Raw genomic sequence first — 25,988 nt, 5'->3', positions numbered from 1 at the left:
TTCGCAGCTTGAGAGTCCTTTTAGACTAAAAACACCTTATTTTTACCCTGAAGAGGTTCTTGTGGCTTTATACGCTGAGTTACACCGTCACCTTGGAGGATCAGTTGTGCCCCGCGTTCTGTGGCGGTACCTGCAACGGAATGACTCTAAGCTGGCGCAACGCTTTCCGCTCTACCCTGAGTTTGAGGATTTTTACACCCGTCCCCGTAGCACTCTAGACGAATATCTGGAGTTGCATACCCTGGTGGAATCTGTGCAAACGGCAGAGGCGCTCCCTTACTTTATTTATCGCTTGATGCGGGGTGCCTATATTTTTGAGAATTTGGCTTACCTTGAGTTGCGCTATACACCGTACTTACGCACGCCTGATCATCTCACACAAGCACAACGCATTGATTTAATGGCAGAAATTGTGTCGATCGTCGGCAAAGCAAGTCGGCTCAACGAATACCCGATCGTCACCAGCCAAATTTTGTGTATGCACACGCGGCTGCCCTATGAAGTCAATCGAGCGATCGTTGATCTCGCAGCTCAATCACCTGATCACGTCTGCGCGATCGATATAGCGGGTGGTGACAATCACTATGGTGAGCGTCTGGATGAGTTTGTTGAACTGTACGCCTATGCGCGATCGCTGGGACTCAGCACCACGGGGCACCTCTACGAAACGAGAGACGGTTGTTATCCCGAACTACTGCCCTACCTAATGCGGATTGGGCATGGTATTCAGATTCCCTTGCACCATCCGCACTTACTGAAAGAAGTTGCCGAACGCGGACAATGCCTAGAGGTCTGCCCAACAACTTATCTGCAAACCGGAACCTTAGAGGACATTTCGCAATTAAAGCTGGTGTTTGATCGCTGCTTTGATGCTGGTGTTGACATCGCTATCTGTACCGACAACGCCGGTTTACACGACGTTCGCCTACCATTTGAATATGAAAACCTGCTAACCCACGACATTATCGGCTTTGAGCAATTACAAGCGTGCCAGGATGCAGCCTTCCGTCATGCGTTTGCATGGCCCTATAGCCAGCGCCCTGCCTCGCTTTTAAACGGCTTGCTTAAGATTGAGCCTGATCGAGAGGCAGCCAACCCCTACGAGATCGCTCAACGTTAACAAAAAACTGCCTGTGAAAAGGCTGGGTAGAAGCCACTTCACAGGCAGTTTAATGCATCACTTACTACGGCTAAGAGTAACTATGGCTAAGAGCCTCGATTCAGGAAAAGCTCAATTTGCTTAAATTCTTGCTCCAGACGATCGCGCATTTTTTGGGGAACAGGGCGATTTGGGTAGGAACTATAGTGACCCGCTAAAGAGTTTAACGCCGTACGCATCGTCGTATAGGAGGTCAGCTTTGCCACCGAATTATTACGTCTGTAACGAGCAGTAAAGTCATTGATCAACTGACGTGCTTCTGTTTGCGCCGCACTGCGATCAGGCGAGTCATCGGGGATCTGAATCGATTCCCTTAGAGTGGTAACAACAGCTGATGTATCCTGCCGATAGTCTCCCGTCAGGGCAGTCGCTGCACTTGCAGTTTGGGTAAACCCAATCAGGCTGATAAAAATAACCAAAATAACGGAAAGAAAGCGCTTCATAAGCATTCGCAAAAAGGGTTAAACAACGGTTCAGCCTTCTGTGACGTACCAGATAGCATCCATCCTACCGCGATCCGGAACGGGGATCATGCACCCTATAGGAGAGGTTAATCAGCCTTAGGAAACAAACCTTACCTTAACCGAAGCGACCACTGACATACTCTTGAGTGGCTTGATGCTTAGGTGACTGAAAAATCGCTTCGGTGCGTTCATACTCTACGATGTAGCCCGTTCGCTGACCCTTATCATTTGCTTCGACGTTATAAAACGCTGTGAAATCAGAGGCTCGCGATGCCTGCTGCATATTGTGAGTCACGATAACGATCGTATAACGCTCTTTCAGCTCTTGCAGCAAGTCTTCAACTTTAAGCGTTGAGATTGGATCAAGCGCTGAACAAGGTTCATCCATCAAAATGACGTCAGGTTGCACGGCTATTGCCCGTGCGATACATAGACGCTGCTGTTGTCCACCAGAGAGGTCGGTGCCCATCGCTTTGAGCTTGTCTTTGACGTCATCCCACAAAGCGGCTTGCTTGAGGGAACGCTCCACTAGTTCGTCCATGTCACCTTTGTAGCCAACCAGCCGAGGACCAAACGCAATGTTCTCGTAAATTGACTTTGGAAAAGGATTTGGTTTTTGGAACACCATGCCAATCTGACGACGCACTTCTACGGGGTCAATATCGGCAGCGTAAAGATCCTGCTCCTTATAAAAGATCTTGCCATCAAGGTGAAACGACTTAATCAAATCATTAAGACGGTTAAAGCAACGAATCACCGTACTTTTGCCACAGCCTGATGGACCGATAAACGCAGTAATTTTATTTTTTGGGATCTCGATCGAGACGTTTTTTACAGCTAGAAAATCACCGTAGTAGATGTTTAAATCTTGAGTCCGAAAAACGGTTTCAGTCTGGCGGGCTGCTTGGAGGTTAGTGCTCATAAGTTAGGGTTGAGTAAGTTGTTACCGTTTATGCAGAAAAATGAATACGAATGGCAGGAAGAGCGAGAGGCTGCCATCGTTCCATCAGCAAAGCCTTCAATGACCTGACTCATTCCAGCTACTATTTACGTTTTTTAGTGACCCATCGTGCCAAGATACTCGTTAGCAAAACCATCGCCACAAGGACGAGCGAACCTGCCCAAGCAAGCTCCTGCTGGTTTTTATACGGAACAATAGCGAAGTTAAAGACTAATACAGCCAACGATGCCGTTGGTTCCCAAACGCCTCTAGCCCAATATTGGTTGAACAGGGCAGTAAAAATAAGTGGTGCCGTTTCACCAGCCGCACGAGCGATCGCCAGCATCACCCCCGTTACAATCGCTGGAATCGCTGCCGGAAGCACAATCCTGACCACCGTTTGAAACTGAGTTGCACCCAGCCCTACTGATGCCTGCCGATAGTCTCTCGGTACGGCTTCTAATGCTTCTGCTGCGGTACGAACGATCGTCGGCAGCATCAGTACTGACAGTGCAACCCCCCCTGCAAAAGCTGAAAACGTGCCTGTCTTTAGAACAACAATCGCATAAGCAAACACACCAATGACAATGGAGGGGACACCACTCAAGACGTTGGTGAAGAAATCAACCGCATTGGCTAACTTAGTATCTCTAGCAAATTCTGATAGAAAAATGGCAGCAGCAACACCAAACGGAATGCTGAGAGCTGACGCAATACCGACCATTAACAAGGTGCCAACAATAGCATTACCAAAACCACCTCCCTTAACAAGGGGCGGCGGCGGAAGCTGCGTAAACAAATCTAAACTCAGACGGCTAGCGCCCTGGATAAATACATAAATCAAGATGGCAAAGAGCGGGATCAGGGCCATCAATGTAAAAACGATCGACACACCTGTCATCACCGAGGAAAACAATGTTCGCGGTGACATTGAAGAACGCTTCATGCTCCTTTCCGCCAACGGAGCAGCGATTTCCTGACTAGCCATCTTAATGCCTTCCTAACTTTATACTAACTGATTCACCACAGCCTTGTAGACGGTCAAACAAACGATGAAATGGTTCAACTACACCGTTTCCAGCCTTAAAGATTCAATCTAAAGTGGCGAACAATGACCTCAGCCAGCACATTTACGAGCAGCGTCAAGCCGAACAAAATCAAGGCTGCATACATTAGAGAAGAAATCTGCAAACCGCCTGCCTCCGCAAACTGATTTGCTAACAGCGACGAGACGGTTGAACCCGAATCTAAGATAGAGCCAGTGACCCGATTGCTATTGCCAATCACCATCGTCACTGCCATTGTTTCACCCATTGCTCGCCCAAGCGCCAGCATGATGCCGCCAATAATTCCAGAAATCGCTGCTGGTAGCACCACTTGAAAGATTGTTTCCCAACGAGTAGCACCCAGACCATAGGCAGCTTGACGCAATTCGGGAGGTACAGAAATGAGAGCGTCTCGCGAAATAGCGGCAATAATGGGCAGAATCATGATTGCCAGGATAATGCCAGCCACATAAAGCCCTGGACCCGCTGGTGGCGTTTTAAAGAGAGGGATAAAACCGAAGTTCTTGTTCAACCAGAGCCCGATCGGATTCAGGATTGGAATCAGCACAAAAATGCCCCACAGCCCGTAAACAACGCTAGGAATGGCGGCGAGCAGCTCAACCAAAAACACGATCGGCTGCTGAATACGTGGGGGCAAAAAGTCTTCACTCAGAAACAGTGCTACTCCAATGCCGATCGGCACAGCTAGAAGCAACGCAATGATTGAAGTAACAAGGGTTCCGTAGACTTGAGGCCATGCTCCATAAATATTTGCCACTGGGTCCCAGCGAGAACCTGTGATAAAGCCAGCGCCAAATTGCTGAATGGCTGGGAGCGCATCATGCCCAACCTGAATGGCGATCGTAAAGAGAATGACAGCAATGCCAACCGCAAAAGCGCCTGTCACCCAAAAGAAGCCTGTGTCGAGCGAGCGCGAGGCTGCTGAACGCTTCCAGTTCATGGGTGATGAGGGTTCGATCGGGGAAGAAGACATAGTGATCGATAGGTAGGGCGTGGGAACAAGAAAGCAAAACTCTAAAAAAGCAGCCTTAACTGGTAAAGCAGTGACAGCCATCAGCGTTGATGCTTTACACATCACTGTTGTGGCTGCCACCGCCGCAAGCATGACGATAGCTACGTGCCAATCAGGTCACGATGCTACTTGGCCGCAACCTTAACATTATCAAGAGCAGCAGTCGCCTTGCCGGAAATGTCTTGCGGAATTGGTAGATAACCCAGCTCGGTCGCATACTTAGAGCCTTCGGCACTGTATGCCCACTTGATGAAGTTCTTGAGCGCATCAGCCTTTGCAGGGTCACTGTATTGACCATAAACTAACAGCCAGGTCAACCCGACGATCGGATAAGCGTCCTTAGCTGCTGGATTAGGCACTGCCAGCGAGAAGTCTGCTGGCAGAGTCGCGCCTTCTAGTGATTTGGCAGCCGCTTCAGGCGTAGCCGCAATAAACCCGCCCGCTTTATTCTGCAATTCGGCAAACTTCAGGTTGTTCTCTTTAGCGTACGCATACTCAACGTAGCCAACCGCATTCTTTGTCTGCTGGATTTGAGCCGTTACACCCTCGTTCCCCTTAGCGCCTGTGCCAACGGGCCACTCAACCGACTTAGCAGCACCCGCTTGCCAGCCTGGGCAGGCAGCTTTCAGGTGACTGGTGAAGAGATAGGTTGTACCGCTACCATCTGAGCGATGGGTAAACGCAATATCAGCATCTGGAAGCTTGGCATTAGGATTGTCTTTCACAATTTTGGGGTCATTCCATTTTTTGATAGTGCCCCCAGTGATACCGCAGTAGACTTCACGCGACAGCCTTAAGTTGTCAACGCCATCCAAATTATAGGCAAAAACAACTGCGCCCCCCGTCATAGGAACTTGCAGCGGTTGACCAAGATCCTTCGGATACTGCGCCCTTTCTTTATCGTTCAAGGGAGCATCAGTCGCACCAAAGTCCACAGTTTTAGCGATGAACTGCTTAACTCCGGCACCGCTGCCTACAGACTGATAGCTGATTTGAACGTTTGGGTTTGTTTTATTGTACTCAGCGAACCAGCGCTGATAGAGAGGCGCTGGAAACGTTGCGCCTGCACCACTAAGGGAAATCGTACCGCCGCCAGCACCTGAACTTGCTGCTGGAGCCGCGCTGCCACCTGGAGCAGGACCACCAGCTGGAGGTGTGCTTGGTCCGCAGGCTGTAAGCCCGACTGTAAGGGCGATCGCCGAAGCCGAGAATGCCCAACGGGCTGCTTTTAGAGAGGAGATCATAAATTCTGCAACTTAACACATCTGCCCTAACGCTAGCGTGCGTCAGTAAAGAGAAGGTTAAGTAACCGAAATTACATTTACTTCCAGACAGAGCTCTTTAAAGCAGTAATCAAACCGTTAAGACAAAGGAGTTCTAACCCTCTATCTTTGAGACTCTACTTCCTCTAGTGATGCCTAGCTGCTAGCGGCAGAGAACTTGGCGCATTCTTCGCATATTGGCTGGCAGATCCATCTGAATTGCCTGCTGAATAAAGATAGAAGGCACTGGAATGGTAGGCGTTGCCTGCACAGAATAGGTTAACAAGGTGCCATTACTATAGTCTTGCAGAGTCAAATCAGCCGCAAAGTCATGAAAACTGCCCGACTCTAGCCGAAACTGAATCTGCTGGTGTGCTGTTTCGATCACCTTTAAATAGATATCTACTTGTGCGGTCAGAAACAAAAATGCTTTACCCGCTACCTGGTACAAACGCTTACAACCATCTTTTGCACTTTGCTTACCAAGCCTGAAATCGTTATGGCTGATAATTTCGCTACGGGTCAGTGCGGGGAAGTATTGCACCCAGCGGGGATAGTCTGTTAATTGTCGCCATGCATTCGCCCGCTCTAGAGGCAAGTACATCTGAGCGGTCACTGCACCACCCCAGGCAGAATGACTACGGGTTTCCAGCACAATCTCACCACTAAGGAGTTGCTTGGAGCACACATCCGCTTGCCGCTTGATCGCAACGTCAGTGAAAGCAGTATCAGTGAAGGCAGTAGAAGTACGGGTAAGTAGGGGTGCAGTAGAAGTCATTATGCCAGTCCAAAAACGCCTGTATCATACGGGTTGTACGGAACTAGCATCGCTTCAGCGCGATCAAAAGTCATTCAAGGTAGGAGGTGTTCCGTACTATCCGCAAGCATAGCGCCATAACTGCAAAGAAAGATTACGTAAGGCATGAAGATTCAACGAAGCTTGCAACAGGCTATGAAAAGACCGTCTGTGGCAGGCACAGACGCAAACGGGGCATTGAATGTTGTTCACCCTCAATACCCCGTCGATCGAAATGCTCCGTCGCCAGATTGTAAGTTGAAGAAGCGGCGCTAGGTTGCCGTACGCGCCAACAGAACGGGGCAGTTGGCGTAAACCCGCACGTAGTCTGAAAGGGAGTTGCCCAGCAAGCGATCGAGGTCAGGCAAACCTTTGGCGATCGAGGGACGACGCTCTGGCGAACCTAACAGCAGCAAATCCACATTTAGCTCGTCAGCTAAACGGCAGAGTTCTTTAGCCGGTTTGCCAACGCAGGAGAGGCAGCGGTAGCTAATACCAAGCCGTTTCGCATCAGCAATAGCAGTTGCAAATACAGGGTCATGCTCAGATACAGCACCAGTAGAACAACCAGATTTGCCTGTCAGGTCAGGATCAATGTGCGTCAGAATAAGTTCGCCACCTTTGAGGTCACGGAGCAAGAACAGCGCCAGTTTCAGGCTTTGCTTCGCTGACTCCGACCGATCGAGCGCTACCATAACGCGCTTGACCTTTTTGACATAAATGTCATCTCTCACCAACAGCATGGGACGAGACGAGAGTTGAAAGACATACTGGCTAACGGAGTTTTCCAAAATTGAGACCAGGCGCTGAAGCCCCCTGGAACCCATGATGATTAAATCAGCATCAATCTCATCAGCCACTTTACAGACGACATCTTTAGGATCGCCTTCACGTAAAAGACCAGAGACGCGATCGGGATCAAGGTTCAGTGATTGGATTGCGCTAGCAAGAATTTCGCCGCCTTTTTCGCGCTGCTCTTCCATTCCAGTAGACGTAATCTGGGGCGGTACAACGTGCAAAACTGTTACCGATGCCGTCCGCATCGAAGGAATATCTGCCAGCGCTTTGAGCATTTCTTCAGAATGCCCAGTACCAGAATCAGCAAGAAGAATTTTTTCGATCATGGGTTTACCTCACGCTTTTCATAAAAACAAATTAGAGTTTCTAACCCCTGGTGCGGCAGCAATGGCAAGCCAATTCAGGTTGTCAGCCGTAGCCCATATTAGTCCGCTGCGGTAAGACTTCAATCAATACGTACGAGACATAACTGACTGAGTATTGCTATGGCAGAGGACAACACTGCGATCGCCGCTAGTACAATCTGACAGCTATCACTGGCAGTTATTACTAAGAGGCTAAAGGTTAGGCAAGGAGCACGCAGAACAGTAGTTGAGCCACTGCTTTCTAATCTAGGATTTTACCGTTAACCTCTAGCAAACTAGGAGGACTGTTACGCATTGTTGCACCACCGAGCATGAAGAGATGTCAAGAAAGATTAGTCGATCGCTCAGCTTTTTAGCCCTGCTTTGAAAGAAGGTTTCAGGGTTTTCCCCTAATATATTCGTTGCCTAGAAAGCGTTGCAGCTAATTGCTACAGAGTGAACATGTTGCCTTTCTGGGCTGCGCGTTATCACTTCATTAATAACTTTTAAGAGTAAAGAAAGTGATTGAGTTAATTAACGTAAACAAATGCCGGATAGATTGATATAAAATAATACAAAAGCCTCGATCACTAGAACGCTTGACTCTATGACAAATGATCAGCCGGATCAACGCCAACTCCCACCAACAGGAGTGCTCCAAAATTCATTGCAGGTAGCTTCAGAGCATTGGTTTGAGTATTTAGTCAGGGCGCATCCGCACCATACAGACTACGCTGGCATCGTCTGGCATGGTGCCTATGTGACATGGATGGAAGAAGCAAGGGTAGAGTGCTTGCGCTCCATTGGCATTGAGTTTGCTGATTTAGTTGCGCTAGGCTGTGATTTGCCGGTCGTTGAGCTGTCGATTCGCTATCACCAATCGGTGCAGATGGGTATGGCAGTGGTAGTGCGAACCCGCATGGTAAATATGGAGGGAGCCCGTGTTAACTGGGATTACCAGATTCAGTCTACGGATGGGCAAGACCTGTTTGCAACGGCTCGTGTAGCGTTGGTGGCAGTCGATCGCGAGAAAGGCAAAATTATGCGCCAATTACCGCCTGCTGTGAAAGAAGCACTGGTCAAGCTTACTGCGCCTTAACGTACAACCTTTCTATAGAAAGGCATCACTAGCAGCTTGCAATTATCGACTTGAAAGCAGCGGGAGTGGTGTTTGGCTGGCAGTCAGGATTGCTTGTCTCGCCCAGTGATCAGCATCAATAATCTCATCAAGGCTTGGGTCGGGTCGGTTGAGTGCCTGATAGTGATCGCACACACGCTCAATCAGGCGCGGAATGTCTAGAAATTGAATTTTTTCATCCAAAAAGAGAGCCACCGCCTGCTCATTAGCGGCATTCAACACGGCGGGCATACAGCCACCCGCACGACCGGCTGCATACGCTAATTGCATACAGGGATATTTTTGGTGATCGGGTTCTCGGAAGGTTAGCGTACCTGCTTTAACCAGATCAAGCGGTTCCCAATTAGTGGCGATGCGTTCTGGATAAGACAGCGCGTAGAGTAACGGTAGGCGCATATCTGCCCAGCCTAGTTGCGCCAGCACAGAGGTATCCTGAAGCTCAATCAGTGAATGAATGATGCTTTGAGGATGGATGACGATCGCAATCTGATCGTAGGCTACGCCAAACAAATAGTGCGCTTCGATGACTTCTAACCCTTTATTCATTAAGGTGGCGGAGTCGATCGTAATCTTCCGCCCCATTGACCAGTTGGGATGTTTCAACGCATCGGCAACAGTGACGTTTGCTAGCTGTTCAACTGGCAGATCTCGGAACGCTCCACCTGAAGCAGTGAGCAGAATCCGGCGCAGCCCCCCCTCTGGCACACCCTGGAGACACTGAAAAATCGCTGAATGCTCGGAGTCCGCAGGCAGTAGCTTTACGCCATGTTTTTGCACTAGCGGCAGCACAACAGGCGCACCAGCGATTAGCGTTTCTTTGTTCGCTAAGGCAATATCTTTACCGGCTTCGATCGCTGCAATGGTTGGCAATAGTCCGGCACAGCCCACAATGCCTGTGACGACCACATCGGCTGTACTCCAGCGGGCAACCTCAATCACTCCAGCTTCACCCGCTAGAAGCGTTGGCTGCGGATCAAGATCGGCGATCGCGGCTTGGAGATCAGGTAATAAGTCTGTGTCGCAAAGCGCCACAATTGCGGGGTGGAATTGGCGGATTTGCTGGGCTAGTAAGGCAACGTTGCGTCCTGCCGCTAACCCAACAATGCGGAACTGATCGGGATGCTGGGCAACAATATCGAGTGTTTGAGTACCAATGGAGCCAGTGGAGCCAAGAAGGGAAATTGCTTTCACGATCGCCGAAGTCCAGTCACGCCTCCCTTATCTTACGGTTTAGTATGACCGAACGCTGAAGGAATCTTGTCTGGGTATCATTTGATCAGCACTCGCGGCAGCACAGCCCACATAAACGGTAGGGGCAAAACGGCAAAGGGTACGGCAATGCCGTACCCTTTACTGCTATTTCGTTGTTGCGGTCGAATATTAAACTGTGCCGCCTGCTGCCTGAAGCCTTGCTCGCGCACGTTTGAAGGCTTGTGTCGCCTGGATCCGCGCTGAGCGATCGTCACTTTGTAGCGACTGGTTATACTTTGTTTCAGCGTCCGCATAGGCAGTCCGCGCTTTTTCTTTGTCGATCGTGTCGCCACGTTCCGCTGCATTCACCAGCACAGTGACTTCGTTATTATCAACTTCGGCAAAGCCACCCAATAACGCGATCGGAGTCCAGGTTTTGCCGGAGCGAACGCGCAACACGCCTGTATCTAACGCTGTTAACAAAGGTGCATGACCTGCCAAGATGCCTAGTTGCCCGGTAGTGCTGGGCAAAATTACTTCTTCTGCTTCTGCATCCCAGACGGTTTTATCGGGTGCAACAATACGAACGGTCAATGGCATAAAATTTCTCCTAAAGTCAAACCGATTAATCAAGAGAGTTGTTAGCAGTTAGTAGTTGGTGGTTAGCATTTTTTCTAACAACCAACTACCAACTACTAACGACCTTTTACTTGCTGTCTGACTTCAACTTCTCGCCTTTAGCGATCGCCTCGTCAATGTCACCCACCAGATAAAACGCCTGCTCAGGCAGATCATCCAGTTCGCCTGCCAAAATACGCTTGAAGCCATTGATTGTTTTCTCAAGGCTGACATATTTACCAGGAGAGCCGGTGAACACTTCAGCCACAAAGAACGGCTGTGACAGGAAGCGCTCAACCTTCCGCGCACGAGCAACGGTCAGGCGATCGTCTTCCGACAGCTCATCCAGACCCAGGATCGCGATGATATCCTGAAGTTCCTTGTAGCGCTGTAGGGTAGATTGCACTGCCCGCGCCGTGTCGTAGTGGTCACTACCAACGATCGCAGGCTGCAACATGGTCGAGGTCGAATCCAGTGGATCAACCGCTGGATAAATGCCCTTCGATGCTAGACCCCGTGACAGCACAGTTGTGCCATCCAAGTGAGCAAACGTCGTTGCAGGTGCAGGGTCGGTCAAGTCATCCGCAGGGACGTAAACCGCTTGCACAGAGGTAATGGAACCTTCAGTTGTAGAGGTAATCCGCTCTTGCAGATCGCCCACATCTGTACCGAGGGTGGGCTGGTAGCCTACCGCAGACGGCATCCGACCTAGTAGCGCTGACACTTCCGAACCCGCTTGCACAAACCGGAAGATGTTGTCGATAAACAACAGCACATCCTGCTTGTTCACGTCGCGGAAGTATTCAGCCATGGTGAGAGCAGACAGACCCACCCGCATTCTGGCTCCGGGTGGCTCGTTCATCTGACCGTAGACTAGGGAAATCTTCGACTCACTCAGGTTGTCTTTGTTGATCACACCTGATTCGATCATTTCGTTGTAAAGGTCATTACCTTCACGGGTGCGCTCGCCCACGCCGCCAAAGACCGACACACCACCATGATTGGTTGCAATGTTGTTGATCAATTCCATCATGATGACGGTTTTGCCCACACCAGCACCACCAAACAGACCAATTTTGCCACCCCGACGGTAGGGGGTCAGCAAGTCAATCACCTTAATACCTGTCTCAAAGACAGATGGCGTTGTTTCTAGATCGGTAAACTTTGGTGCAGAGCGATGAATGGGTGATGTTTCGCTGGTATCAACGGGACCCTTGTTATCAACTGGTTCACCAAGGACGTTGAAGATGCGCCCTAAGGTCGCCGGACCAACCGGGACATTAATCGGTGCACCTGTATCTGTTACTTCCATACCGCGTACTAAGCCGTCGGTAGTGCTCATAGCAACTGCCCGCACTTGGCTGTCGCCGAGTAACTGTTGCACTTCGCCAGTAACGGATACTTCTTGTCCGGCTGCGTTGGTGCCTCTAATCGTCAAAGCGTTGTAGATAGCTGGCAGCTTGCCGCTTGGAAATTTAACATCCAGAACGGGACCAATGACCTGCGTGATATAGCCGATGTGAGTTTTTTCTGTGGTGGTGACCATGCTCGCGCCTTATGCTGTGGTGTAGCCTCAGTAACTTAAGATGTTGTGATTCAGCGATCGCACGCCGGGAACGATTTTCTGCCGGAATGCGGTCTTGAACTTAAATTATCACTATTAAATTGCCACGATCAGCTTATCACTGAATGGTTACGGTTAATGAAGGAGAGTCTAAAGTTGGTGAAGAAGTGAAAGAGAAGAAAGGGTGAAGGGGTATCGCTTCTTCTTGGAACGGGTAGGGGGGTGAAGGAGTAAAATGAACTCTGACCTTAATGACCAATGATCATTCTTCTAAAAATTGACCATTGCCGCTGCATCTTACCTTCTTGGGTTGCCGCTCTTAACAAGTGACCACCAGCGACGAGGCTAACTAACTTAAGGGCGGAGAATAATCAGGACTGAACAACTTTAATTAGAAGACTGTAACTATGCAGGTGTTTGTTTTACTGTTTAATGCGGGAAGGGAGAATGAGGGCATCCACACCATTCGCATTGGCGATCGCAACCTCGTGCTGATTTTTGAGCAGGAAGACGATGCCACCCGCTACGCACTGTTGCTAGAGGCACAGGATTTTCCGGTGCCTACCGTTGAAGCGATGGAACAGGCTGATATTGAAGAGTTCTGTGAGAGCACTGGTTACGAAGGTCAGCTTGTACCGGCTGGCTTTGTTCCTCAGACAGATGCCGAGCGCCTACTACTGGCGCCGCCTGAGAGCAATTTGGTTGAAACCGATTGGCAAAAAGACAAACAGCCAGAGACACCACAGCCAGAATTAGAGCCGGAATCCGAAGCCGATGCGATCGCGGCAGCAGAGCTAGAGCGCATTCGTCGTCAACTGGAGGGACTGCTGTAGAAGGTAAAAGGCAGAGGGCAGAAGGCCAAGGGCAGAAGGATAAAGATATCTAAATTTAGATGCCTTTTATCCTTTATCCTTTATCCTTTATCCCTTCTTTTCATTCCCATGCCGAATCTAGACGAGCGCGGACACCTACTGACTGAGCAGGCAAACCCGAAGAGCCAGCACTTAGATCAGTTAACGACGCTGGAGTTGGTAGATCTGTTTAACCAGGAGGATACACGAACGATCGAGGCGATCGCGCAGGCACGCGAGCCACTGGCAACGGCGATCGATCTCACAGCGAAGGCACTACGGCAGGGCGGACGACTGTTTTATATCGGGGCAGGTACGAGCGGGCGCTTAGGCGTGCTGGATGCAGCAGAATGTCCACCTACGTTTTGTTCTCATCCAGAACAGGTGCAAGGCATTCTTGCTGGCGGAACCGAGGCGTTAGTCCGTAGTTCCGAAGGGCTGGAAGACCGGGCAGATGACGGTGCAGCGGCGATCGACAATCGACAGATTACGATGTTGGATGTCGTGGTTGGTATTACCGCAGGCGGCACCACGCCCTACGTCCACGGTGCCTTGCAAGCGGCACGGCAACAAAGAGCCACAACGATTTTTATTGCCTGTGTACCTGCCGATCAGGTGAGTGCTCAAGTTGATGTAGACATTCGCTTGCTAGTGGGTCCCGAAGTGCTGGCAGGATCGACGCGTCTTAAGGCAGGCACCGTAACAAAGCTAGCGCTTAATATCCTCTCTACAGGCGTAATGGTGCAGCTAGGCAAAGTGTACGGCAACCGCATGGTAGATGTTGCGGTTACAAACAAAAAGCTGCACGATCGCGCCCTTCGCATTTTGCAAGATCTGACAGATTTGAGCCGTGAGGAAGCAGGGCATCTGCTAGAACAAAGCGATCGCAGCGTTAAACTAGCACTCTTAATGCACTGGACAGGACTGGGGAAAGAAGCGGGCGATCAACTTTTGGCAGACCACCAAGGAAATTTGAGAAAAGCCGTTTCAGCAGTGAACAAGTAACGTTTCTTGCTATGACCGCTCTGGCATATGGAGATCAACTTTCATAAAGCTAGCCCAACCTACGCAATCAGCGATCGTACGTTTCAGGCTACGGCTTTACATTGCTTCAGACTTCAAAAGTTCTTTATTGCCCTATCTTTTGGTTTCGCTTCAATCACCCCCACTGAGGCTCTTGTCACTGCCTAAACAAGGGCATCCATGCCAGTCGGCTTCATGAATCGTCGCGATATGGAACTATATGACCTAAAGCTTGAAGGGATAAGAGTCACTTCACCTCCTACCCAATCCCAACTCCTTTAGGTGCCAACTCTTCTGAAGGCAACTTCACTTGATCAACAGCCATAAAATCTAGTGCCATTTGCAAGCTAGACAAATCAATCTTGAACGGATCACGAATTGGTGATTTAAGCGTATTACGGGGGCGCGTGTCAAAGTCTAGATACCGCAACACTTCAGGGGTAATCTGACCACGGACACCACACCATTTTCCGTTTAAAATAGTGCCGAATTGTCTATAGGTATGAATTGTAAAACTTGGAGAAAGCAACTCAATAAGGCACAATCCGCTTCCTTTTTCTGCCTGAGGTGCTAATCCTAAACGATTAAAAATAAAGTTTCCTGTTCCAGCACCATGAACCGAAACAACTATTTTAGCGTTGCGAGCAATTGACCACTTTTCACTTGCAGTCAGATCCTCAAAGTAATAGGTTGTAAAGCCTCTCTCCTTAAGAAAATTGACAACTTCATTATTATTGATTAATTGACGGCTACCACGGCGAGGAATAAAGACTCGTTCGGGAGTAGTTGGATTGTAGTCTTTAAGCTCTACATTAAACAGCTCTGCCTGAATGCCATACAGTCGGTAGTTATAGTTATGAACAACTTCGACGACATCTCCATAAACTTCAAAATTAGTGCAAATAATTGGAATACCTAAGGAGTTAAACAACTCACGTGCAAAAGCAGGTACATTTTTCTTCAAAATCACACTGACTTCAACTGCCCGCCCAAGGTGCTCTGAGAGCAGCTTCTTTGCCAGCAACGCATAGGTACAACTATTTTCAAGAAGGTGTGCAACATTTTTATCAGCTTCGTTACGAGCATCGAAGATAAAATGCCCTGTATAATTGAGCGCTTTTTTATGTCCACTAAGCTTGACTGATTTTTCAATAAACTTCCATTTCCAACTAGTTAGTTGTACTGCCCAAGTGTATTTTGTAGTGACTTTAACCTCAACTGGAAGTTCTGGCACATCTTCTTTACCAGGCAAATAGATTTGTTCAACCCTGGGTGTATAGACATCCGCTGCACACGTAGGATAACTAAACATCATTGTAGGTTCCACACTAATTGGTGGAACCACAGTTTTTAGAGAGAGATCCATCTTAAACTCCCTAGCTTTATTTAAGTTTTCTATTTAATTGGTGAATCCTGAATGAGTGCCACTGGCAATTAATCAATCTCTCTGCATATTAAATTAGAGCCTTTATTTCCACGACCCTATTTACTTATACTTTAATCAAATGACTTTTTCTGCAAAGATATAATAAATCGCGAATACTTTTTCTTTGTAAACTATAAGTAGCAGAGGATTAAGTAGCAATAGATACTAATAGTAAAGCTGCTAGAGGTAGTTTGCCTAGGTGCGCGTAGCGAAGCAAGCCAACTGTGCTTGAGCATGGGGAAACCCTATCACCATGCCACCGTTTGCTTAAGATTGATCACAGCACTAGTTAGCATGTGCTATGTACGGTTTTGGTCAGATTGATTTAGCGCAATCGGTTTCATGCGCGTCTAGAAAGACATCTTTCAGCTATTGTCAGATTATCTTTCTAATGGATACTTGAGAACATAGATTCAAGCGTTGGGTGGAGTTGACTCTTCCTTAGATCGCTGGAGCAGTAGTTGGGTGCCCAGGGCAAAAAGCCCAAATGCTGCTAAGGCAAAGATGCCCGTTCCTAGTGAGCTTAACCCAATGATTAGCGTACGAACGGCGGCAGAAATGCGTTGCGTAGTGAAATTATCGGTTTGGAGCGGTTTGGAGGCGAAGGCAATCGCGATCGAGCTAGTCAGCCGATAAAGGACAACCGCAATGGCACCGGCGACGATCGACCCACCAATACAGCGTAATGGGCTTGGTGCAGGTGCACCTTCTTTAGAAACCTGAACAACCGGAGCAGAGTTAGTTGGTTCGCTCATAGCAATAAGAATGTAGTGGGTTTGTGGATTGGTGCAGTGAACAGCTTAAAGGTTGTAAACGCACACACTTTAGGCTGCAATCTAAAAGCCCTTAAGTCTCTACTCTACTATCCGAATGCCAAACGGGTTAAAGGTAGCGATCCAAAATTCTAGGTCTGGGTTGGCGATCGCCGCTTTTACCCGTGCCTGTATGTCTTCCGCCTGTGTCTGCGATTCTGCTAACGCAAAGACGGTGGGACCAGAGCCAGACATCATCGTGCCGAGTGGGTTGGTCTGCTGAAACGCTTCCCGTAACTGCACGACTTGAGGATGCGCTGGTAAGACGACTTTTTCCAAATCATTTCGCAGCAGTTGCCCCATCTTGGTGCCGTCTCGTTGAGCGATCGCAGCCATCATTGCACCTGAATGAATTTGCTGTTGGCGTTGCTCCAGGTCACTACCTCGACGTAAATACGATGCACCAAACTGTTGTCGATAGGTTTGGTATGCCCATGCTGTTGACACTGATAGGCTGCGATACTTTGCCAGCACCACATAGCGATCGGTCAAGGCAGGCAACGCATCAAGCTGTTCGCCGCGCCCGGTTGCAAGGGCAGTGCCTCCCGCAATGCAAAATGGTACATCAGAGCCAAGTACCGCACCGAGATCCTGTAATTCATCTCGTGTTAGCCCCAGTTCCCACAACAGATCTAGCCCCACTAGCACAGCCGCCGCATTGCTCGACCCACCTGCTAACCCTGCCCCTACTGGAATCTGTTTGTGAATCGTGATATCGACCCCACCGTAGCGGGCAAACTTGTCTGGAAACTGCTTGCTCATGAGCGCTGCCGCTCGATACGCCAGATTGCTAGCGTCACTGGGCACTTGAGGATGTGAGCAGTAAACCCGAATCAGATCGGTGCCACTGGCTCGTACATCAACGCGATCGGTCAAACTAATGCTCTGAAGCACCATGACCATTTCGTGAAAGCCAGACGGTCGAGAATCTTCGCCACCCGTTACGTGGTCGCCCAGAATTTCGAGATAGAGATTGATCTTGGCAGGAGCGAGAAGGGAGTAAGAACGCATGGGGTGGGGAGTAGGGAGTAGGGAGTGGGGGGAAGTTTTGAGTTTTGAGTAGCGCTTTGCGCCGCTTCGTTAGAGAGCTTTGAGTACAGCTTTTTGCCTTTTGCCTTCTGCCTTCTGCCTTCTAATAACTAACAACCTTCTTGTAGTTCATTGCTCAACGAAATCCACTGCTCAACGCTCAGGTCTTCAGCGCGCACTTGGGGATTAACGTTTAATTGCTCTAGTAGGTGGGTGAGTCGGTCGCCATCGACTAAGCTTTTTAGATTATTGCGTAGCATTTTGCGCTTACTGGCAAAACCGGCTTTGACGATCGTTTCCAGGTGCCGAGGGTTATGGGCAGGCGTAACCACAGGACGAGGACACAGGCGAATTACGGCAGAGTCAACTTTGGGCGGAGGCTGAAACGCTTTGGCGGAGACATCACAAATAAACTGGCACTCGGCAAGATATTGCACTCGCACAGACAGCGCTCCAAAATGGGTGGAACCAGGCTTGCTGCAAAGACGCAGGGCGACTTCTTTTTGCACCAGAAGAACGATCGCATCAAACGGTTGAGGATTGGGAGCGGCGATCGTGCCCAGTAGTTTCTCGATAATCGGTCCTGTGATGTTGTAAGGGATATTGGCAACAACCTTGTTCGGATTTTGAAACTCTGGCGATAGTGCCAGTAAGCGATCGAGATCGGTAGCGAGAAAGTCGTCTTGTAGCAGCAAAAAATGCTCGACTTTGCCAAACTTTTTGACTAATAGCTCACATAAATCTCGATCGATTTCTACGGCAACGACTGCCTGGGCAAGCGCCAACAATTGTCGGGTGAGGATGCCTGTACCAGGACCAATTTCGAGGACACGATCGCGCTCTGTTAACGCGGCTGCATTCACAATACTATTGAGTGCTTTTTCGCTACGAAGCCAGTGTTGGGCAAATTTTTTACGGGGTTGGGGCACAGGGTTACTCCGGTAGACCCACAACGCCACTGCCAGAAACCACCTCGCCGATCGCGTAAGCGGCTAGATTCTGGTCTGCAAAATACTGCATGGTAGTGGCGACAGCCTCTGCTGGTACTAGCACAACAAACCCAATCCCCATATTAAACGTGTGGAACATTGCCGTTGGGGAGACATCGCCTTCAGCCGCTAACCAATCAAAGATGGGCAGCACCGTCCACGCAGTTGGATCGACCTTGACTGCCTGCCCCACACCGAGACAGCGCGGCAGGTTTTCTGGCAACCCACCACCTGTAATGTGCGCCATGCCGTGAATCGGCAATTCTTGCTTGAGCGCTCCCAGAATGGGCTGCACATAGATTTGCGTGGGTGTCAGCAGTACGTCGCCCAGACTTTTGCCGTCAAAGGCATCTGGACGATCGCTCCAGTTGTAGCCGCGATCGTCCACAATCTTGCGTACCAGACTAAAGCCGTTGCTGTGAACTCCCTGACTGGCAAGACCGATCGCCACATCGCCAAGCTGCACCTGCGACCCATCGAGAATCTTACTCTTCTCTACAATGCCGACGCAGAAGCCCGCCAAGTCGTATTCTCCTACCTGATAAAACCCTGGCATCTCTGCCGTTTCGCCGCCTAGCAGCGCACAGCCTGACTGCCGACAACCTGTCGTGATGCCCGACACGACATTTGCCAGTTGCTCTGAGTTCAGCGTTCCCGTTGCCAAATAGTCGAGAAAAAACAGCGGTTCTGCGCCACAGGTCAGCACATCGTTCACGCACATAGCGACCAGATCAATGCCAACGGTTTCATGGCGATCGAGGTTCTGCGCCAGCTTGAGCTTCGTCCCCACGCCATCGGTGCCAGACACCAACACAGGCTCACGGTAACCAACCGGCAGTTGAAACAGCCCACTAAACCCACCAAAGTTGCCCAAAACCTCTGGTCGTGTTGTGCTGTCTACCATGCTGCGGATACGCTGCACAAACGCCCGCCCCGCCTCAACGTCTACACCCGCCTCTCGATAATCCATGTCAGTTGCCTTTGGGCGATCGTCGCAGGTTGTATTTTACTTGGCTTGGGGGTGAAAAGCGAGAGCGGAGAAGATGGGGAAGCGGGGGAAGTAAGAGTAGCAGAGGAAGCAAGGGAAACTTTGAGCAGCACTTTGCGCCCCCGCGCTAGAGGTGCTGAGCTTTAAATCCTAAATGCTACCCTCTACCTCCTGCCCTCTGCCTTCTGCCGTTCTTCCGCCTTCTCCCTCTACTCCCCGATCGCTGTCTCCAAGACCTCTCGATGAATCAACGCCCGATCGACCTGAAACTGGATTTGATCGGTGGAAAGGGCTTCACCGTTGGCGTAGAGTTCGAGCCAGGTTTGACTAATGGCGTTTGGATCATCGGGAATCTCTGCGAGAGACCAGCCTGGTAGATCGAGTGCCTGCATCAAGTTGCTGACCTTGGGGTCATAGCTGAGGGCAAAGCAACGACAGCCTTCGGCAGCTGCCATGATGAGACCGTGAAAGCGCATGGCGATCGCCATCTCTACGCCACGAAACACCCCTTTTAACTGCTGTGGATCTTCTAATTGCAGAATGTGGCTGACATCGGGCAATTGGGGCTGAATGGTTTCGGCGATCGCCAGGTCTTGAGCGGCTTGAAAGGGCAGCAGCAAAAGGCAAGTCTGAGTTGCTTTCTGAAAGGTGATCAATGCCTGCGTTAACGTCTCTAGCCGCGCTGGAGATAGCTGCGGGTGAGAGCGTAGGTTAACGGCAACACGAGGCGCAGGCAAATCCCACAAACCCTCGACTGGCGTTGATTCGAGTGCCCAAACTGGATCGGGAGCCAGCGTAAAAGGAATGCCCCAGTTAGACAGCATGGCAGCCGAGCCATGATCACGCACGCTAACCGCATCACAGCCTGCAAACGTTTGGTGTGCCATCCATTGTGTGAACGATCGCTGAAGTGGACCAACGCCCTGTGCCCAGGCGATCGTTTTCAAACCCATTTTTTGTGCCAGCGCCATCAAGCCTGCATAGTAGAGAGGGCTAACCGCACTCGTCGCGTCTTGAAGCAGACTGCCACCGCCCCAAATGAAGACCTGGGCACTGCGTAAGGCTTGCTGGATCGCATAGGGATTTTTGCGATCAATCGCCTCCACATGGTAGCGATCGTGGGTTTGCGCAGGATTACCCGATAGCACGATCGGCGTTACCGACGCTGGCAGCATTTGCAGCAGCGATGCCAGCAGCGCCTCATCGCCACCATTGCCCTGCCCATAATATCCACACAAAACTGCTCGGGTGCCCATCTTTGCTTTCAGCGTTTGGCTGGTGCTGTCATATCGCGTTGCTATCCAATCATCCTCGATTTTGACCCTTGGCTTGGTCGATAGTGTAAAAAGATAGGACTGACGCAGCAGAAGTTTCTACTTTCATCAAAAAAGGGACTTTTGGCATTTCCCCTTTTAAGGGAGCAATATTTCAAGCGTCAAGTGTGTAAGCCCTAAGAGAATTGAGCTTTTAGGACATGATCTACCGTAGGAGTGACTCACCAGCACTCCGTTTCTCATTGAATAGAGGTAGAAGCAATTTGCCGTTATTGGAAGCGCTTTTATACAGTTTGCTGTTACTCAGACTTCTGAATGCTGAAGCCTGATGACGCTAAGTATCAACGCTCTACCTGGCAACAGGCTTTGTGGAAATACGTTCTCAATCGCCACCGGGACGATCGCTTTGCCGCGTTTAACTAGAGTGAGAGAGCAGACTTGTATGAACCGCTCGATTTAACACCAGTTGTAGCTACCCAATTTTTTATTACGTGTGGAGATGTGTCCGTGAAATTTAACCGTTCGATCGATCGTCTGTGTCTGTCGTTTAGTCTTGCTGTTTCTGCGATCGCCTGTGGTCAGTTAGCGGTTCAAGCCGAAACAACCAATCCGGTTTCCGAAGCCCCAATGCTACAGATGGCTGATACGATTCGTTTAACCAGCAATCTGATATTGCCAGAGGCAGCGTCTTTCAGCAATGCTGCTGTGGCTCCCCAGGAGACAACAGCTGTTTTGTCTGCGGCGTTAGAGCCAACCGCGTCGGTAGCGAATCAGCCAGCGAATTTGTCAGCTCAATCGGTAAACGTGCCTCAGGTAGAGACGGCTGTTAGCTCGACTGCTGCAACCACGCTAGCCGTTCCTGCCCCCGGCACAGTACCAACGTCGGCAGCAGCACTTGACCTTGAAGCGTCAACATCTGCTTTTGCCGAGCAGCAGGATTTTGCACAGACGACTGCACCCGTGCTTGCCCAAATTGAGCCGATCGAACCAGGTCGGGCAACCCGCTCTGGCTCCAGCTATGTCGGTGTCGGTGCAAACATTGGCGCGATCGGCAGCACGCCTCTCGGCGATTTGAGCGGCGCGATCTTGAGCAAGATTGGCTTGACCAGCAACATCTCAGTACGACCAACAATTTTGATCAATGGTGATGTCAGCTTCCTGTTCCCCGTTACGCTCGACTTTCCAATTCAAAGCGCTGGACGAGTGAGCTTTGCGCCTTATGTGGGCGTTGGTGCGTCGTTTTCTACAGGCGATCGCAAAAACGCCGACCTGATTGTTTCTGGTGGCGTCGACGTTCCACTCTCACCCCAACTCACGCTTACCGCTGCCGCCAACGCAGGCTTGATTGATGGTATTGAACTGGGCGTTTTAATCGGAATTGGCTACAACTTTGCAGGCTTTTAGGTAGTTCTAACGCACTGTCTTCAGCCACGCTCACGAGAAAGAAGAAGTTAGGAGCCAGACGTTAGAAAGTTCGTGCTTTCTAACGTCTGACTTCTAGTTTCACTCCCTACTCCCTACTCCCTACTCCCTACTTGGTTGCAGGACTCACCTTACTAACCGTCTTTAGCGTGCCGTCTGCTGCCACTTGCCACACGTCATAGACACCAGAGACATCACCGTTCTTGTCAATATCGACGTTGCCGCTAGCTCCCTGGTAGTTGATGGTTTCTCCCTGGCTCAATAGCTTCAGCCCTTCACACACGTCGCTTACGTCCTTACCAGGACCATTTGCCACGTCAAGAATCTTGCTCTTAATTGCATCACCGGTATTTGCTTTAGCAGCTTGAGCAGCGAGTACCAGCAAGGCAGCAGCATCCCATGATTGGGGTGCATACGCAGCAGGGGCTTGCTTAAATTTTGCCTGCCAGAGTTTGGTCAATGCATCAAGCGCTTTGCCGTCAGCACCGGGAATGGTCCCCACCGCGTCTTGCAGAATAAATTTGCCATCGCTTGTCTTGCCTACTTGAGTAGCAAATTGATCAGACTTGGAACCATCAGTCAGTAGAATTTGCACCCCTTTACTTAGCCCTTGCTCGTAAGCAGTTTTCAGCAACAGCGCACCTGTTTCGGCATAGGCAACCGCAGCCACTCCTTCCGGCTTATTGCCAAAGGCAGCTTGAGCTTCGGTTGCAAACGTGGTGGCTTTGGGGTCATAGCGAGCAGGCTTTGCTTCATTGGTGATGGTGCCGCCGAGCGTTTTGAACGCCTGCACAAATTCTTTCTCAAACCCTCTGCCGTAATCGTTGTTGATGACCACCGTGGCTGCTCGTCGAATGCCTCTTTCATAGGCAAGCTTTGCCAGTGCCCGCGCCTGGTAAGTATCTGGTGGAGCTGTGCGCGCCCAGTAGCCCTGAAACTCGCCTTTTTGACCTCGTTCTGTAAAGACTGGGCTGGTGCTGCCTGGGGAGACGAGCATTACCTTGTTACGAATAGCGATCGGAATTGCCGCCGCCGAAACGCTGCTAGCGAATGACCCGACCACGCCTGCTACTTTATCCACTTCTGCGAGCTTGGTCATACCGTCTGCACCCGCCGTTGGGTCAGTTTGGTCATCGGTGTTGGCTAAGAGCGTTACTGGAGCGCCATTCACTCCACCGCACTGGTTAACGGTTTCGACCAGTAGTGGGACTGCCGCTAGCATTGGCTGACCGACAGAAGCCAGGTCGCCCGTTGCAGGGAGCAGGGTGCCAATTTTTAGGCTTTTGGCATCACCAGCAGAAGGTGTCCCAGGTGACGGTGAACCAGCAGAAGTACTGGCTGGCGGTGCAGCGGCTTCTTGACAGGCAGCAGAGAGAAAACCGATCGCTAGCACTGCGATCGCTAGGCTCACAGCTTTAGCAGGTTTAACACGATTAGCTGAAGCGAGGGGTTTCATCGGTATTAGACTCATCAACATTTCTAATAGTTTAGGGTATGGGCGATCGACACTAAACCAGGTGCTGAGAATCACAGCAAGGCTTCCAAGTCAGTGGGGTATATTCCCTCTAACGGTTCGCTGTTGGAACGGTATACCTGCGCTCTACAACTAACTTCATAAGCTAAACCTAATCTTGATCAAAGGTAGCCAGGCTTAATCCTCTGGCGGTTGAAGCGGCTCAAAGACGGGACAAAAACCTTCTGGTGCAACCTTAAACTCAAACAAGGGCGAAAGCTGATTCCAGCAGCGTTGTCCACGATAATGGCGACAATTGCCACAGCAGCTACGCAGCGGCGAATTACCGTCTACCCAGTCCAGCAGGCGATCGCTAGGCCGCAGGAGTTCCCGTTGTGGCAGACCCCGCAAGACCAGTTCATCACCCTGCCAGCGAGCCTCTACTAGTCCTGTATCGGCTAATTGCCGCCAGCGCGGATCGGCTGTAATTGCATCCGGTAAAGTAATACTGACAATCGTGTTGAGTTCGGTCAATTCACCTTCATAACTAGCTTCAGGCGCAGCAGTATGTAAAAACGTCTCGCCGATCGGCAGTTCCACCAGGCTATTTGCAGACGGTGTGTGCAGGTGATAGCGGTTGTGCAGTTCTTCTAAGCCTGCGAGATCTGCCAAATAAGTGGGCGAACCATGAATGAAAACTACGTGCTGTGGGCGCAAGTTATGAATGAGCTGCGCTGTACCAGGACCATCGCCATGCTGCGCCAGCAGGTAGGTTTCGGTGAGAGGGGTGAGGGGTGAGGGGTAAGAATCATTTCGCCTCTTTGCTACGCCTGCTTCCCCTGCCTCCCTTTCATCTTTCTCTTCTCCCCTCTCTCCTCGCTCCTCTCCCGCCAAGTGAGGTTGCTGTGGCTGCAAGATTAACCAGGCATCAGGGTTGGTGCCATAGTATTGGCTCAGATCAGCAGCTTCATCAGCCAGCACGATCGCAGGATGCGTCTCCAAATGGAACTGCTGGTCTGGGGTTAGCGCACGCACCCGTGGACGCACGCGCTCATCCCAAAAAAGGGATTGATGCCGAGCAAAGTTTTGCACCGCAGTCGGCAGATGAGGCAAGATCTCCATATAGGCATCACAGCCTGCGGCAACCGTGCTATCTACCCAGATATCTAGATCACGCCCAGTGAAATAATGATGGCTCCGCAATAGCATCAAGAGTTCTTGCCCTAACCCTAGCGCTGGCGTTGGTAGCAAGATCGATTGCTGGTTGACGATCGCTCGGTCAATGCGTTCTGCCAGTTGATTTTCTTGCTGACGACGGTGGGGATGTCGTGCCGTGCCGTAGCTACCCTCCACAATCAAGACATCCGGGGCAATGCCTCGCAGTTCTTCCAGGGGCAGCCCTTCGACCAGTCGCGCATTCGAAAGAAAAAAGTCGCCTGTATAAAAAATGGTGTAGGCACGAGCTGGGTGATCGTCCTCTGGCAACGGTGCATAGGTGAGCAAAAATGCCGCTGCACCAGGCAAATGCCCTGCTGGATACAGCTCAACGCTGAGACCATCACAAAACTCGATCGGCGTGCGCCAGGGTAAGGCATGACAAAGGGGTGATGGCTCGATCACCCTTACATTGCGATCGGCATCATGGTTCACGTTAGACCAGTTCAGCGGCAGCAGTTGTGTCGTCACCTCACTTGCATAAATGGGTAGCTGAGGAAACGCTTGATGCAGTGCCAACAATCCCCTCGCGTGATCGGCATGAGCATGACTGCACAACACTAAATCGGCTGGAGGAACCGTCGTTTCTGCCAGCAGCGTAGAGAGATCTGCCAGCCCACAGTCCAATAAAACACGATAGCGCCCAAGCTTCAGCAGAAGGCAGATGCCCTCATCTGCTCCCACACCATACGCTACACATTCCAGTTCACTCACGTTCGCGTCGTCCTACTCTGGCGTTCACGTCGGTTATCTTGCAGGACGGCGCTTTCGTTAGCGAAATCAAGGATTCAGGCTTAGTTGTCCAGCAGCCTAGTGCAGAGGGCAAACATTCCTGCACTTCTGCACCAGATACACCGATGAAGCAATGTTGCCGACTCATCAACGTAGGGTTAAACCAACCAGCCATGCACTCCAACTCACTGAATCGACATGAATGTATCAACATGAATACAACCATGTCGTATGCGGTTAGAAAGCGTTGAAGTCTCTGCATCTCTTGGTCTTACAGCAGTAGCCATATTAGTTGAAACAAGGTGCAGGGGTTGCATTCTGGTTAGGGGCAAGCCCATACACTCCCTTTCCAAGGTTCTAAGCTCTATGGCGACGGCAATAAGAGGCTACCTTACAAGCGCGTTGCTCCTGCCGGTAAGGT

The 25,988-nt window shown here is 50.4% G+C and carries 24 protein-coding genes; 5 read left to right on the top strand and 19 right to left on the bottom strand.

Features of this window, described 5'->3' with window-relative positions:
• Positions 1-61: 61 nt before the first annotated feature.
• Positions 62-1,120, top strand: coding sequence for an adenosine deaminase (locus H6F76_RS16920; protein ID WP_190510009.1), 1,059 nt, complete (start codon positions 62-64; stop codon positions 1,118-1,120).
• Between the two features lie 86 nt (positions 1,121-1,206).
• On the opposite strand, the gene psb27 is transcribed toward H6F76_RS16920, so the two are convergent.
• The 7 genes from psb27 to H6F76_RS16885 all read right to left on the bottom strand — a co-directional run bounded on the left by psb27 (position 1,207) and on the right by H6F76_RS16885 (position 7,824).
• Positions 1,207-1,608 (bottom strand): photosystem II protein Psb27, encoded by a 402-nt coding sequence (gene psb27, locus H6F76_RS16915; RefSeq protein WP_190510007.1) that lies wholly within the window; start codon positions 1,606-1,608, stop codon positions 1,207-1,209.
• A gap of 130 nt (positions 1,609-1,738) precedes the next feature.
• On the bottom strand, positions 1,739-2,545 hold the full coding sequence (gene pstB / locus H6F76_RS16910; protein WP_190449556.1) for a phosphate ABC transporter ATP-binding protein PstB: 807 nt from the start codon (positions 2,543-2,545) through the stop codon (positions 1,739-1,741).
• A 121-nt stretch (positions 2,546-2,666) separates the two neighbouring features.
• Positions 2,667-3,551, bottom strand: a complete 885-nt coding sequence (gene pstA, locus H6F76_RS16905; protein ID WP_190449555.1) for a phosphate ABC transporter permease PstA — start codon at positions 3,549-3,551, stop codon at positions 2,667-2,669.
• A gap of 95 nt (positions 3,552-3,646) precedes the next feature.
• Positions 3,647-4,603, bottom strand: coding sequence for a phosphate ABC transporter permease subunit PstC (pstC, locus tag H6F76_RS16900; RefSeq protein ID WP_190510005.1), 957 nt, complete (start codon positions 4,601-4,603; stop codon positions 3,647-3,649).
• A 164-nt stretch (positions 4,604-4,767) separates the two neighbouring features.
• A complete protein-coding gene (pstS, locus tag H6F76_RS16895; protein WP_190510003.1) occupies positions 4,768-5,886 on the bottom strand; it encodes a phosphate ABC transporter substrate-binding protein PstS in 1,119 nt (372 codons plus the stop codon).
• 181 nt (positions 5,887-6,067) lie between these two features.
• Complete coding sequence (locus H6F76_RS16890; protein ID WP_190510001.1) at positions 6,068-6,682, bottom strand: SRPBCC family protein; 615 nt, start codon at positions 6,680-6,682, stop codon at positions 6,068-6,070.
• A gap of 290 nt (positions 6,683-6,972) precedes the next feature.
• On the bottom strand, positions 6,973-7,824 hold the full coding sequence (locus H6F76_RS16885) for a universal stress protein (RefSeq protein ID WP_190449551.1): 852 nt from the start codon (positions 7,822-7,824) through the stop codon (positions 6,973-6,975).
• 625 nt (positions 7,825-8,449) lie between these two features.
• Here H6F76_RS16885 and H6F76_RS16880 point away from each other — a divergent pair.
• Positions 8,450-8,941 (top strand): thioesterase family protein, encoded by a 492-nt coding sequence (locus tag H6F76_RS16880; protein WP_190449550.1) that lies wholly within the window; start codon positions 8,450-8,452, stop codon positions 8,939-8,941.
• Positions 8,942-8,983: 42 nt separating this feature from the next.
• Here H6F76_RS16880 and dxr read toward each other — a convergent pair whose 3' ends face one another.
• From dxr to atpD, 3 genes are all read right to left on the bottom strand, one after another.
• Entirely contained in the window at positions 8,984-10,171 is a 1,188-nt protein-coding gene (gene dxr / locus H6F76_RS16875) for a 1-deoxy-D-xylulose-5-phosphate reductoisomerase (protein WP_190509999.1), read from the bottom strand.
• A gap of 189 nt (positions 10,172-10,360) precedes the next feature.
• Positions 10,361-10,771 (bottom strand): ATP synthase F1 subunit epsilon, encoded by a 411-nt coding sequence (gene atpC / locus H6F76_RS16870; protein WP_190449548.1) that lies wholly within the window; start codon positions 10,769-10,771, stop codon positions 10,361-10,363.
• Positions 10,772-10,877: 106 nt separating this feature from the next.
• Positions 10,878-12,335 (bottom strand): F0F1 ATP synthase subunit beta, encoded by a 1,458-nt coding sequence (atpD, locus tag H6F76_RS16865; RefSeq protein ID WP_190509997.1) that lies wholly within the window; start codon positions 12,333-12,335, stop codon positions 10,878-10,880.
• 425 nt (positions 12,336-12,760) lie between these two features.
• Here atpD and H6F76_RS16860 point away from each other — a divergent pair, with 425 nt between their 5' ends.
• A complete protein-coding gene (locus H6F76_RS16860) occupies positions 12,761-13,186 on the top strand; it encodes a DUF3110 domain-containing protein (protein ID WP_190509995.1) in 426 nt (141 codons plus the stop codon).
• Positions 13,187-13,294: 108 nt separating this feature from the next.
• A complete protein-coding gene (murQ, locus tag H6F76_RS16855; RefSeq protein ID WP_190509993.1) occupies positions 13,295-14,209 on the top strand; it encodes an N-acetylmuramic acid 6-phosphate etherase in 915 nt (304 codons plus the stop codon).
• A gap of 277 nt (positions 14,210-14,486) precedes the next feature.
• Here murQ and H6F76_RS16850 read toward each other — a convergent pair whose 3' ends face one another.
• From H6F76_RS16850 to csaB, 6 genes are all read right to left on the bottom strand, one after another.
• Entirely contained in the window at positions 14,487-15,593 is a 1,107-nt protein-coding gene (locus H6F76_RS16850; protein ID WP_190509991.1) for a glycosyltransferase family 61 protein, read from the bottom strand.
• A gap of 473 nt (positions 15,594-16,066) precedes the next feature.
• A complete protein-coding gene (locus H6F76_RS16845) occupies positions 16,067-16,408 on the bottom strand; it encodes a DUF3082 domain-containing protein (protein WP_190509989.1) in 342 nt (113 codons plus the stop codon).
• A 99-nt stretch (positions 16,409-16,507) separates the two neighbouring features.
• Entirely contained in the window at positions 16,508-17,476 is a 969-nt protein-coding gene (gene ispE, locus H6F76_RS16840) for a 4-(cytidine 5'-diphospho)-2-C-methyl-D-erythritol kinase (RefSeq protein WP_190509987.1), read from the bottom strand.
• 128 nt (positions 17,477-17,604) lie between these two features.
• Positions 17,605-18,423, bottom strand: a complete 819-nt coding sequence (rsmA, locus tag H6F76_RS16835; protein ID WP_190509985.1) for a 16S rRNA (adenine(1518)-N(6)/adenine(1519)-N(6))-dimethyltransferase RsmA — start codon at positions 18,421-18,423, stop codon at positions 17,605-17,607.
• A gap of 4 nt (positions 18,424-18,427) precedes the next feature.
• On the bottom strand, positions 18,428-19,453 hold the full coding sequence (purM, locus tag H6F76_RS16830) for a phosphoribosylformylglycinamidine cyclo-ligase (protein ID WP_190509983.1): 1,026 nt from the start codon (positions 19,451-19,453) through the stop codon (positions 18,428-18,430).
• Between the two features lie 227 nt (positions 19,454-19,680).
• Entirely contained in the window at positions 19,681-20,727 is a 1,047-nt protein-coding gene (gene csaB, locus H6F76_RS16825; protein WP_190509981.1) for a polysaccharide pyruvyl transferase CsaB, read from the bottom strand.
• A 525-nt stretch (positions 20,728-21,252) separates the two neighbouring features.
• Here csaB and H6F76_RS16820 point away from each other — a divergent pair.
• Complete coding sequence (locus tag H6F76_RS16820; protein ID WP_190509979.1) at positions 21,253-22,149, top strand: hypothetical protein; 897 nt, start codon at positions 21,253-21,255, stop codon at positions 22,147-22,149.
• A gap of 127 nt (positions 22,150-22,276) precedes the next feature.
• Here H6F76_RS16820 and H6F76_RS16815 read toward each other — a convergent pair whose 3' ends face one another.
• The 3 genes from H6F76_RS16815 to H6F76_RS16805 form a co-directional block, all read right to left on the bottom strand.
• Positions 22,277-23,623 carry an ABC transporter substrate-binding protein gene (locus tag H6F76_RS16815; RefSeq protein ID WP_190509977.1) on the bottom strand — a complete coding sequence of 449 codons (1,347 nt, stop codon included), beginning with the start codon at positions 23,621-23,623 and terminating at the stop codon, positions 22,277-22,279.
• 195 nt (positions 23,624-23,818) lie between these two features.
• Positions 23,819-25,549: an MBL fold metallo-hydrolase gene (locus H6F76_RS16810; RefSeq protein ID WP_190509975.1), complete on the bottom strand. Its 1,731-nt coding sequence runs from the start codon at positions 25,547-25,549 to the stop codon at positions 23,819-23,821.
• Positions 25,542-25,742 (bottom strand): hypothetical protein, encoded by a 201-nt coding sequence (locus tag H6F76_RS16805; protein ID WP_190509974.1) that lies wholly within the window; start codon positions 25,740-25,742, stop codon positions 25,542-25,544. The genes H6F76_RS16810 and H6F76_RS16805 overlap by 8 nt, the downstream gene beginning before the upstream one ends.
• Between the last annotated feature and the right edge of the window lie 246 nt (positions 25,743-25,988).

Origin of the sequence: Leptolyngbya sp. FACHB-321, from assembly GCF_014695975.1 — a bacterium.
Classification (GTDB): Bacteria; Cyanobacteriota; Cyanobacteriia; order Leptolyngbyales; family Leptolyngbyaceae; genus Stenomitos.
The sequence above is the reverse complement of the archived record's forward strand: the minus strand, read 5'-3'. Positions and strand labels throughout refer to the sequence as shown.